The sequence below is a fragment of the Synechococcus sp. CS-1332 genome, assembly GCF_025127995.1.
In the GTDB taxonomy this organism is placed as follows: domain Bacteria; phylum Cyanobacteriota; class Cyanobacteriia; order PCC-6307; family Cyanobiaceae; genus Cyanobium.
Genome location: NZ_JAHLYP010000013.1, coordinates 1 through 11,122, shown reverse-complemented (window position 1 = coordinate 11,122; position 11,122 = coordinate 1). Strand labels below are relative to the sequence as shown.

The following is an 11,122-nucleotide window of genomic DNA, read 5'->3' as shown; positions in this document are numbered from 1 at the left end:
GTGCTGGAGAAGGCGGGCGACGGCCCCGATCCACTCGCCGCCCGCCAGGCCGCCAGCACCGCCGCTGCAGCCCACCTGGCGGCCCAGGCCCTGGCCGCCGGCCTGCCGGCGCTGGAGCAGCAGACCACCGATCGGGAACAGCAACGCCAGCGGCTGGCCCAGCAGATCGAGGCGGCCACCACCGCGATCGCCCTGGAGCGCCGGGCCGCCGCCGAGGCCAGCCAGCGGCAGCGGAGCCTGGCGGCGCAGGTGGCGCAGGAGCTGGGGGAGGGGCTGGAGCCCGGCGCGGTGCTGCGGGCCTTCGGGCCCCTGGAGGCCGCCCTCAAGGCCCTGGTGGCCGGGGCCGGCGCCCACACCCGCGCCACCAGCGAGCTGGAGCAGGCGGCCCGGCGGCTGGGCCAGGAGCTGGCCAGCTCGCCGTTCCCCACGGCGGCGGAAGCCGCGGCGGCCCTGCAGGAGGAGAGCTGGCGCCTGAAACTGGTCGAGCGGATCGCGGCCTACGAGGCGGCGGTGATCCAGCAGCGCAACCTCCTGGCCGCCCCCGATCTGGCCGATCTGCCCGAAGCCCGGCCCGACACCACCGCCGCCGGCGAGGCCGTGGCCCGCCTGGATGGGGCCCGCACCCGGGCGGTGGAGCGCCACAGCGAAGCCCGGGGCGCCCAGCGGGAGATCGTGCGGCTGGCCGCGGAACACCGGGCCGGCGCCGCCGATCTGGCGGCGAAGCAGGAGCGGGCCGAGCGGCTCAGCGCCGTGGCCAACCGCTGCCAGGGCAAGGCGGCTCCCTACATCTCCCTGCAGCGCTGGGTGCTCTCGGCCTACCTCGCCGACATCTGCGGCTACGCCAACCAGCGGCTCACCCTGATGACCTCCGGCCGCTATCAGCTGCGGCTCACCGACGAAGGCGGCCACGGCGGCCGCAACGCCGGCCTTGGCCTGCGGGTGCTGGATGCGTACACCGGCGAGGAGCGGGAGGTGAGCAGCCTCTCGGGCGGCGAAACCTTCCAGGCCTCGCTGGCCCTGGCTCTCGGGGTGGCCGACACGGTGCAGGCCCACGCCGGCGGCGTGCCCCTGGAGGCCCTGTTCATCGACGAGGGCTTCGGCAGCCTCGATCCCGACAACCTGCAGCTGGCCATGGACGAACTCGACCGGCTGCGGGAGGGGGGCCGGATGATCGGCCTGATCAGCCACGTCGGCGCCCTGCGCGAACGCATCCGCGGCGGCATCGAGGTGATCGCGGGCGAGCGCGGCTCCAGCCTGCGGGTGGGCAACGGCGGGAGCAACCCCTGAGTCCTGTGGGGAGGAAGGCGGGGCCGCTGTTGATCAGCCGCTGCAACAAGGCTGGCGAAAACACCCTGCCCTGCCATGGGTGCCGGTGACCTGAGTTGGGAACAACCTCAGCAACCACAGCACGATTGCTCCAGTTCCCGTTTTCTCCGCTGAATCAGAAGCCTGAGATCGTCAAGCCGCCCCCCCGACAGCGCCGTGAGGCCCCGCAAAGCCACGCGCATCATCGGATCATGGGCGTCGCCATGCTCCTGGTGGTGCAACAACACAGACGAACCCCAGCGCGTGCGGCCGCCAGGAATGATCAGAAACACACTGCCAACAAGAGCCAGCGTCCACGGACCAAGCAACACAGAAGCAAAAGCGTGGCGAAACTCGTGGGAAACAGGATGAGACGCGCTCGTCATGTAGCACATGATCAGCGGGATCAAGAGAAGATAGAATGAGCGCGAAAGCGCCAAAGAAAGCGGACCGATGATCAGTCTCTTCTCCCTCAGACTATTTTTCAACGTCGAATAATTGTAAGCGGATAGCGCGATAAGGTTCTCGTAGGTTGGCATATGCGCCAGCTGCGTGAGCCGATGAACCAGCTGCTGCTCGAGTGGCGATGAAGACGGCGAAGCAGAAGATGTGAGTACCAGTTTCGTACTGTGCTGATCCGGCCGCAAAACACCCCGATCAACCAGTTGGACGAGGGCCACATCCAGCGCGCCGGTCGCACCACGGGCCAGATAGGCAAGTTGCTCAGCGGACAGCAACGGGATGGTGGCCTGGGCATCCGGCCGGCGGATCAGACGTCGAATGACCAGCCCCACTGCCATGGCAAGGAGGAGGAGCAGCATCGCCTGCAGATCAGCTGTTGCCGAGGTGGCCGAAGACGTGGAACTGGTGGCCCGGGCCAGGGGGGTTGAGGCGATTGCACACCCCAATAAGAGGCTGAGTAAAGTCAGGAGCTGGCGCAGCCCAGGCCGGCGCCAGAGTGGGCTGCCGAGGCGGATCCGGGCCGACAGGCGACGACCGATGTGGAGGCGCTGCATCTGGACATCCCTGCCGAAACGAATGTCGGCCGGTGGCCAGAGATCCAGCGGCGGCTCGCCGAAAGACTGGCGATAGCTGTCAATGGTGGCGCGGTACAAGTGGTGAAACCTCTCGCGCTCCTGCCAGCCCCCCTGGGCTGGGCAATGCTGAAGCCTGCGGCCCAGAACATTGGGGCAGAAGTCCTCCCAGTAAGACTCGCTGTACAACAGATGCAAGTGCCAGACTTGGTCAACAGCATCGGAAGGCACGGCTTGATGGCCAGCAACAGACGCCAGAAAGACAAACTTTTTGTATTCCTCAATCGCACGTAGACAGTGCTCGCGACTCCAGCCCTGCTGTCGCATCAAGTGCCGAACAAAACCGATCTGGTGACTGGGGCCATCCAGCTCATAGGCCTGAATACGGCGATAGATATCTCGCTGTGAGTCGAGCATGGCTGCCATACGGGAGGCTAGCAATTGACGTTCCCAGACGGTCGCGAGTGATGTCAATCATGGCCAGGTGGAAACAGATGGAAGCAAGTGGAAGCAACTCCAGCTTCCACAGCAAGGCGATACCATGGCTTTGTGAACGCACCCCCATTCACTGACCATCGAACGTACGGGTCATGAGCTGGACATCCTTCCTGCAGGCCATCGGGCAGCAGCAGCATTACGCACTCACACCCCATGAGATGGAAGTGATTCTGTGCCTTCAGGAGGAACAGGGGCAGACCAAGCATCAGCTGTTGGAGGCCTACCAGCACTGTTACAGCGCCATCGAAGAAGAGGCCTTCACCCAGAGACTTCGCACCATCTACCGGAAATTCAGGATCCAGGGTCGCGGCTACAAGTTGCCGCAACTGCATCGTTTTCTGATCAGTGAATATCGCCAGAGTGACCCAGGCTTTTATGGGATTGGGCTGGTCGGAATCCATCACTCTTTCCCCACTGAGATCTTCGCCGATGCCCTGGATGGGGTGAGTCAGTGTGAGCCACCTGAGAAGAGAAGAGTTGACATACTGCAGACCTTTGCGCCCAACCTTGATCACTATCGACCCCAGCTGATTCGCTGCCTTCGGCAGGGTGTGCGCGTCCGCGTCCTGCTGGCCTGGCCCTATTCCCAGGCCGCCCGGTTGCGCGAGGCGGTGCTGCAGCGTTACACCTCCACGCTCCAGGCCCATGAGATCGACATCCAGAGTTGTGTGATCGCCAACCTGGAAACGCTGGAGCAGGCCATCCGCGGCAGTCAGCCGAGCTGCCCGCTGGAGATCAGGCTCTATGACACCTTGCCCTCCCTCGCGATCTACCGCGCTGGTCACACCATGATCGCCGCTCCCTTCCTGCATGGATCCCTTGCCATCCACACCTTTCAACTGGAGCTTGATCTACAGGCCGACAATCCTCTGATCACTGGTACGTTGCTCAACGACTTTGAACTGATGTGGGATGTGGCTCGCCCTTTCGCACCTCTCCCCGACCAGAACTGGCGCAATGATCTGAAGATTCTTTTTGCCAGATAGTGCCATGATGGATCAACTCAACAGCCACGAAATCCAGCGGATCACCCAGTTCCAGGCCCATCTGTTGTCGCGATGTGATGCGCTTTCCTGGGATGGTCTATTGGCGGCTCTCATCCAGCGCCGCCAACTGTCACTGTCGATCGTGAATGTCTATGAGTTCGTGATCGATGCCCTCGAAGATGAACCCATCAAAGCAGCTGTGCGCCTGATTCTGCACGAAGAGTTTCCACGCAATACCAAGGGAGTCGCCCTTCCCTCCCATCGCGAGTTGCTGTTTCAGGATCTTCTCAAGCTCGGCGCCACACGCCAACAGATCCTGACCACTGAGGAGTCAGAGATCACCCATTCTGTGCGCCACGAAAGCCAGCAGCAGCTCATGGATTGTCTTTCTGAGCCCCATCACCAATTAGCACTGATCTGCTATCTCCGGTTCTGGGCGGAAGTGCTGGTGTCTGTCGAGTACGCCTGTTTATGGCCTCGGCTCTCGGAGCGGCTGTCCCATGGTGATATCCCGGATCGCAGCAAGTCTGAATTCTTTTACTACCACATGATCCACGACAGTCGCCAATCCGATATCGGCACCGACACCCTGCTTGGCGGCCTCACCCACGCCCAGGAGCTGGCGCGGCAGATTAGCAAGCTGATCCCCAATGAGGAGGCATTGGCCTGTGCCATGCGTCAGGTGGATCAGGCCTGTGCTCTGAAATCCCGCTTCTACGACCAATTCTTGCCGCGAGGCTCTGGGCACCATGCGCCTGCAAATCGGCGATAGCGCACCTTCTGATCCTGCTGCCGTCGCTGCAGCCGGATCAGGAGGTCATAGGTGGTGGGATGCCAAACAGGATCGACAGGACAAAATGCGACGAACAAGCGATCAGCAGGCTGTCGTTGCACTTCTCGTGTCGAAGCCGACGGCCCTGGCCGGCCTCAGGCGGACGTGTGGAACTGTTCCGCCAGCAGGCGACGCTGATACTCAACAGAGAGAGCCTCCAGGTGGGAGCGGGCCTGCTCCTGCAGCCCTGGATCCAGCTGGTCGAGCACCAGACCCCGGGGCACCCCCATCCGCAGGACCAGCGCCAGGGCATCGAAGATCCGCACCTGGTCGCCCTGCCAGCCCTGGTACTCGGCGGCGAGCGCCATCAGGGCTTCCCCCGAGGCCTGGCCTTCGATCACCCGGGGCCGCAGCTCCTGCACCTGGGCGAGCCGGGCGGAGCTGATCAGGGCATGGGCGGCGCCCAGGGCCGCCAGGGAGTCGGCGGCTTCCCGCTTGAGCACGGACATGTCCCTGCTGAGCACGGCGGCCTCGATCGACAGGGGCTCCCGCACCCCTGGGCAGAGGGCGGCGACTCGGTCGACCGGTGGAGCCGGTGGAGCGGGCGGGCGGACCGGCGCCGGGGCCAGGGGCGGGCTGCTGACGGCCACCGGGGGCGGCGGTGGCTCCTGCCACAGGGAGGCGGCGGCCGCCCGCAGGCGCCGTGCCAGCCATTGCCTGACGTTGGTTGCAAGGCGTGCCATGGACTCAGGCAGTTGATTCACTTCAATCTGCACCTCACGCCCCGGCGGGGATGACGGCAAACTCACCCGCCGGGCGACGGATTGCCGGCCCTTACGGGAATCAGCGCGGCAGCACCTGGGCCTTCACGATCCATCTCACCCTCTCCGTGGCACGACAGGCGGGATCTCCCTGGCAGGAGAGGGCCATCACCTGGGCGTCGGCATAGGTGAAGCGGGCACGCTTGCCCACCAGATCCTGCTCGCACAGCTCGAAATCCGCCATCTGGGTGGAGGTGTGCCTACCGGCCTCCACCAGGGTCAGATAACAGGCCCGGTCGCCCGGTTGAATCGCCCGAACGGTGCCGGTGCTGGGCTGGCCGCCGGCCCAACTCGGCTGGAGCAGCAGGGCGGGCAGGAGCCCTGCGAAAGCCAGCGCAGAGAAACGGAACCTGCTGGGCGATAACGGCATGGATTGAACAACAGATCCACCGGCAGAACGCGACGCTAACGCTTGCCAAAGTCAGGGGGGATTGCAGACGAAGCCACCCCGATGACCCGAATCCTGCAACCCATGCGCTCCTCCCGCCAAGGCCTGTCTTCGGCGCTGGGTGGCCTTAGCCGGCGGGCCCTGGCCCTGCTGATGACCCTGGGCCTGGGCTTGGCACTGACCATCGCCATGGCGGCGTTCCAGCCCCACCCCACGGCTGCGGCGACAGCCGCCGCTGAGCCCCCCGGATCGGCCGGCCGCGGACCCGCCCCGGTCGACCCGGCCAACACCGGCAGCTTTCGTCTCGGCACGGTGCGGATCCTGGGGGTGCCGGCGATCACGGTGGCCTCGCCAGCGCTGGACGCCGGCGGCGACAGCGGGCCGGAGGCCAGCGAGCGGGCCCGGGTGATCGAGGGCAACCTGAGCCAGCTGTATGAGCCCCGCAATCCCTGCACGCCAGGGGAGCGGGTCGGTGAGGCGCTGCTCGATCGCCTCAGCCTCCAAGGGACGAAGGCCGCCTGTGATCCCAACCATCTGGGCCTGCTGGGGGCACCGGAAGCCCTGCGCGTGGTGCTGCTGCGGGAACCAGGGGGAGGGCAACGTCTGGCGGCCCTGGTGCCCGGCCGCTCCAGCCCCTTCCCCCTGCTCACGGTCACCGAGCAGGACGCCCAGTTCAACGGCCTGCCCGCCGATGCGCTGGCCGAACAATGGCGCGGTCTGCTGGAGCGCCGCCTGCGCAGCGCCCGGTGCGTGTTCGGGAAGGAGCAGCTCAACGGGCGCCTGCGAACCGCCCTGGCGTCCCTGGCAGGACTGGCCCTGCTGATGGCGCTGGCGGTGGCGTTGTGGCACCTCAGCCAGCGCTTGCTGCCCCGGCTGCAAAGCCGTCGTGACGAGCGCTCGGGCCGCTTCGATACCCTGCTGCTCCAGCTCACCCAGGCCTTCAGCCGGCTGCTGACGGCCCTGGTGCTGTTGCTGGGCGTCGCCATGGGCGCGGTGCTGTTGTTGGCCTGGCCCGGCCAGATCCCGGCCGCCATCGATGTGCTGCTGCAGCCGCTGGTGGTGCTGATGAAAGCGCTGCTGCTGACGGCCGTGGCCGTGGTGCTCCGGGGCCTGGTGGGGCTGCTGCTGAGCCAGTGGGCCAGCCATCTGGCCGTGAACGCCGACCACCGGGCCCGACGCCGGCAGCGCTACCTCAGCCTGCTGCGGGTGCTGGGCCGGTTGGTGAACCTGGCCTGCCTGCTGCTGTTCGCGATCTGGACGGTGCTCGGGATCCCCGTGTTGCGGGATCTCTCCAGCAACGCTGTCCTGGCCAGTGGGGCCGTGCTCGGCGCCCTGGCGCTGGTGTTCCAGGGGTTGCTGCGGGATTTCGTCGCCGGGCTGGTGCTGCTGCTCGACGACCGCTACGCCATCGGTGATGTGGTCGAGATCGGTGGTCGCTGCGGCGAAGTGGTGGATGTGGGGGTGCTGAGCACGGAACTGCGCTGCGCCGATCAGCGGGTGGTGGTGGTGCCCAACAGCCACTGCGAGCAGGTGGTGAACCACACCAAGCTGCGCTCGGGGGCGGAAGTGACGCTGCTGCTGCCGCGCGCCACCACCGACCTGGCGGGCGCCCTGGCGCTGATCGGCGAGGAGCTGGCCGCCTTCGGCAGCGATCCGCACTGGGCCCCGAAGCTGCTGGAGCCACCCCGCCTGCTGGGCATCGAAGCGATGACGGAGCACGACCTCCAGGTGAAGGCCCTGCTGATCACCGAGGCGGGCCAGCAGGCCCCAGCCCGGCGGGAACTGCTGGGACGCCTGGTGCAGCGGTTGCAGGGCTGGCCCTGAAGGATCCCGTTTCTAGGCTGAGCGGCCCGGCATAAGCCCATGGCCCCGTTCTCCTCCCTTCCCGGCACGGATCTCCGCCTCGGCCGCCGGGAGCTGTTGCTGGGAAGCGCGGCCGCCGGCTTCGCCCTGGCGGTGCGGCCGGTGGCGGCGTCCACGGTCACCACCTCCACCCAGGGGCTGACGGCCGGCTGGGTGTCGGTACCGGCGGCGGATGGCGCGGTGAGGGCCTACCGGGCCCGCCCCACCAAGGGCTCGGGCTTCCAGGTGGTGTTGGTGGTGCAGGAGATCTTCGGCGTGCATGCCTACATCCAGGATGTCTGCCGCCGCCTGGCCCAGCTGGGTTATCTGGCCATCGCTCCGAGCCTGTTCGATCGCCAGGGGGACGTGACCCAGCTTCCCGACATCCCTTCGATCCTGCCGCTGGTGGCGACGGTGCCCGATGCCCAGGTGATGGCCGACCTGGATGCCACCGCCGCCTGGGTGGCCGCCAGTGGCGAAGGGGACGTGTCGCGGCTCGGCATCACCGGCTTCTGCTGGGGCGGGCGGATCACCTGGCTGTACGCGGCCCACAACCCGAAGCTGAAGGCCGGGGTGGCCTGGTACGGCCGCCTGGTGGGCCAGGCAACCGCCCTGCAACCCCTGTTCCCGATCGACCTGATTGCCAAGCTCAAGGCTCCGGTGCTGGGGCTCTATGCCGGCCAGGACGACGGCATTCCGATGGAGTCGGTGCAGCAGATGCAACGGGCCCTGAAGGCGGCCGGCAGCCCCAGCCGGATCGAGGTGTTCCCCGGTGCCCCCCACGGCTTCCACGCCGACTACCGGCCCACCTACCGAGCCGCCGCCGCCGGCTGGAAGCAGATGCAGGCCTGGTTCCGCGCCAACGGCGTCGTGTGAGCCGCGCGCTCAGGCCCGGTTGAGGTGCTGCTCCGCCTCGGCCGCCAGGCGGTCGGTCCAGTGGTCGACCTGGCTCTGCTCGGCCGCCTCCACCATCACCCGCAGCAGGGGTTCGGTGCCGCTGGCCCGCACCAGCACCCGGCCGTGGCCGGCCCTGGCCGCCTCCGCTTCGGCCACCGCCAGCCGCAAGGCTTCGCACTGCTGCCACTGCTGGCGCCGCTGCCGGTCGGGCACGGTCACGTTCACCAGACGCTGGGGATAGGGGCGGAAGCTGCCATCCATCCATTCGTCCAGCTTCAGGCCACCGCCATGGATCAGGGTGGCCACCTGCAGGGCGCTGAGCAGGCCGTCGCCGCTCATGCCGTGGCGCGCCGAGAGGATGTGGCCCGACTGCTCACCGCCCAGGCCCGCTCCCAGGGCCTCCATGGCGGCGTGCACGTGCTGATCGCCCACGTCGGTGCGCTCCAGCACCCCGCCGCTGGCCTGCCAGGCCCGCTCGAAGCCCAGGTTCGACATCACCGTCGCCACCAGGCGGTCGTTCGGGAGCTGGCCCTCGCGGCGCAGGGCCGAACCCCACAGGTACAGGGTGTGGTCCCCGTCCACCACCCGGCCGCGGCCATCCACCGCCAGCATCCGGTCGGCGTCGCCGTCGAAGGCGAAGCCCATGTCGGCTCCGCTCTCCAGCACCGCCCGCTTCAGGGGCTCCAGGTGGGTGCTGCCGCAGCCCTGGTTGATGCGCTCACCATCCGGCTCACCGTGCAGCACCAGCACCTGGGCCCCCAGGGAACGGAACAGCTCCTCGCCGCAGGCGGTGGCCGATCCCCAGCAGAGGTCGAGGACAATGCGGCAGCCGTCGAGGCGCTGGCCGCCGGCGCTGGCCCGCAGGGAATCGGCATAGGCCGCCAGCAGATCGGGGCGCGTCACCAGGCGGCCGCTGCCCGCCAGCGGCGGCGGCGTGGTGCGGCCCTGGAGTCCCGCCTCGATCGCCTGCTGGCGCGCGGCCACGAGCTTGGCGCCGCTGGCGCCGAACACCTTGAGGCCGTTGTCGTGGGGGGGGTTGTGGCTGGCCGACACCATCAGCCCGCCGGCGGCGCCCTGGCGCCGGATCGTGCCCGGCACCGCCGGCGTGGGGCACAGCCCCAGCTGCCACACCTCCCGCCCGGCCGCCATCAGGCCGGCACTGAGGGCCGCCACCAGCATCGGCCCGCTGCGACGTGAGTCGGTGCCGATCACCACCGGCCCATCGGCCTGCAGCACCACGCCGGTCCAGTAGCCCACCTGCAGGGCCAGGGCCGGGGTGACGCTGGTGCCGACGCGGCCGCGGATGCCGTCGGTGCCGAAGCGGGCCAAGCCCTCCTCCAGGGGCGCCCCGAGGGGGGAAACCGCCGGATGCGAAGCCGCTTCGGCCATTCCGTTGCCATCACTGGAGAGCAGGCTACGCGCCCTCCCAGGCGGGCCTCAGCGCCAGCGGGCCGGCCACCAGCGCCAGCGCAACAGCTCCAGGGTGGCCCAGAGCAGCAGCAGGCCCACGCACCAGCCCGGCAGCAGCCGCAGGGGCCAGAGCGACCGCAGCAGCAGGGTGAGCAGCGCCGCCACCGTCACCACCACGGCGCGGCGGCGCTGGGCCGCACCGGGCAGGCGGTTGAACAGGGGCGGCAGGGCGGGCAGAGAGGGCAATCGCACCGGGTGCGGCGCAGACGGATGCCCAGAATGCCCCGGACGCCGTCCCCCGGCCATTGGCCCGACTCCCGCTGCTGCTGTCCCTCTCCTGCCTGGGCACGGGCCTGGCGCTGCTCGGGGGTAGGGCGTTGCTGGCGCGCCAGCCGGCGCTCACCCCGGCCATCGCCACCGACCGACTGGAGTGGCTGCAGCACTGGGATGCCGATCCCTGGCGGCGCCGGGAGGCGAGCCTGCTGCTGGCGGCCCGCAGCAAGGATCCCCAGGCGCAGCGCCAGTGGCTGCGGAGCCAGGGCTGGGGTCCCGATCCCCTGGCCGCCCTGGTGCTCAAGCAGGACGCCCTGGCCGCCGCGGCCCTCGGACGCCCCGAAACCTCCCTGGCCCTGTGGCGCCAGCTGCAGCGACGCTTCCCGGCTGATCCGGCCAGCGCCGATGCCCTCTACGCCCTCGGCGGCGACGATCCAGCCAGGCGACGGCAGTTGCTGCAGCGCTTCCCGGCCCACCCCGCCGCCCTGGCCGCCGCCCTGGGGGCCGGCCCCGAGGCCACCGAACGCCGCCGTGGCGCCCTGCACCTGGCCCGCTGGGGCGCCCGCTGGCCCGGCGCCGAAGCTCGCGTGCGGCAGGTCTGCAAGGACGACGCTTCGGTGCTGGAGGCCCGCCAGCGGGCCCAGCTGGCCGAGGGCCTGGCCGAACTCGGCGATGCCGAAGGGGCCCTGCGCTGCCTGGGCCCATCGCTTTCCGGCCTCGGTGCCAGCGGCCGCCTCAGCCTGGGCCGGGCCCTGCTGGCGGGGGACGCCCAGCAGCAAGGCCAGGCGGAGCGACTGCTGCTGGATCTGGTCCGCAGCGCCCCCACGGCGCCGGAGTCCGAGGCGGCCGTGCGCCTGCTGGCCCAGCAGGGCAGCCCCGCCGCCGCCGCCGCCCTG

At 68.7% G+C, this 11,122-nt stretch carries 10 protein-coding genes and 1 pseudogene; 6 read left to right on the top strand and 5 right to left on the bottom strand.

The genetic code is table 11. The features are described 5' to 3' along the window. Positions 1–1,287: SbcC/MukB-like Walker B domain-containing protein (locus tag KQ305_RS02320; protein WP_311134308.1), on the top strand; the 1,287-nt coding region annotated here is incomplete at its 5' end. Between the two features lie 107 nt (positions 1,288–1,394). Here KQ305_RS02320 and KQ305_RS02315 read toward each other — a convergent pair. After that, entirely contained in the window at positions 1,395–2,756 is a 1,362-nt protein-coding gene (locus KQ305_RS02315; protein ID WP_259723838.1) for a TIGR04222 domain-containing membrane protein, read from the bottom strand. Between the two features lie 293 nt (positions 2,757–3,049). Here KQ305_RS02315 and KQ305_RS02310 point away from each other — a divergent pair, with 293 nt between their 5' ends. Together KQ305_RS02310 and KQ305_RS02305 are read left to right on the top strand one after the other, a co-directional pair. Beyond that, positions 3,050–3,823 (top strand): hypothetical protein, encoded by a 774-nt coding sequence (locus tag KQ305_RS02310; RefSeq protein WP_259723837.1) that lies wholly within the window; start codon positions 3,050–3,052, stop codon positions 3,821–3,823. Positions 3,824–3,827: 4 nt separating this feature from the next. Then, positions 3,828–4,595 (top strand): hypothetical protein, encoded by a 768-nt coding sequence (locus KQ305_RS02305; RefSeq protein ID WP_259723836.1) that lies wholly within the window; start codon positions 3,828–3,830, stop codon positions 4,593–4,595. A 155-nt stretch (positions 4,596–4,750) separates the two neighbouring features. Here the strand turns inward: KQ305_RS02305 and KQ305_RS02300 are convergent, their stop codons facing one another. Both KQ305_RS02300 and KQ305_RS02295 read right to left on the bottom strand, forming a co-directional pair. Beyond that, positions 4,751–5,338 (bottom strand): hypothetical protein, encoded by a 588-nt coding sequence (locus tag KQ305_RS02300; protein WP_259723835.1) that lies wholly within the window; start codon positions 5,336–5,338, stop codon positions 4,751–4,753. A gap of 100 nt (positions 5,339–5,438) precedes the next feature. Then, positions 5,439–5,786 carry a hypothetical protein gene (locus KQ305_RS02295; RefSeq protein ID WP_259723834.1) on the bottom strand — a complete coding sequence of 116 codons (348 nt, stop codon included), beginning with the start codon at positions 5,784–5,786 and terminating at the stop codon, positions 5,439–5,441. Between the two features lie 81 nt (positions 5,787–5,867). Here KQ305_RS02295 and KQ305_RS02290 point away from each other — a divergent pair, with 81 nt between their 5' ends. Together KQ305_RS02290 and KQ305_RS02285 are read left to right on the top strand one after the other, a co-directional pair. Continuing rightward, the gene (locus tag KQ305_RS02290; RefSeq protein ID WP_259723833.1) at positions 5,868–7,628 is read left to right on the top strand and encodes a mechanosensitive ion channel family protein; all 1,761 of its coding nucleotides are present in this window, start codon (positions 5,868–5,870) and stop codon (positions 7,626–7,628) included. Positions 7,629–7,667: 39 nt separating this feature from the next. Then, positions 7,668–8,522, top strand: coding sequence for a dienelactone hydrolase family protein (locus KQ305_RS02285; protein ID WP_259723832.1), 855 nt, complete (start codon positions 7,668–7,670; stop codon positions 8,520–8,522). Between the two features lie 9 nt (positions 8,523–8,531). On the opposite strand, the gene glmM is transcribed toward KQ305_RS02285, so the two are convergent. After that, entirely contained in the window at positions 8,532–9,932 is a 1,401-nt protein-coding gene (gene glmM, locus KQ305_RS02280) for a phosphoglucosamine mutase (protein ID WP_259723831.1), read from the bottom strand. Positions 9,933–9,980: 48 nt separating this feature from the next. Further along, positions 9,981–10,205 (bottom strand): hypothetical protein, encoded by a 225-nt coding sequence (locus KQ305_RS02275; RefSeq protein WP_259723830.1) that lies wholly within the window; start codon positions 10,203–10,205, stop codon positions 9,981–9,983. Between the two features lie 53 nt (positions 10,206–10,258). Here KQ305_RS02275 and KQ305_RS02270 point away from each other — a divergent pair. Next, positions 10,259–11,122, top strand: a pseudogene (locus tag KQ305_RS02270) (lytic transglycosylase domain-containing protein); the annotation flags it as partial.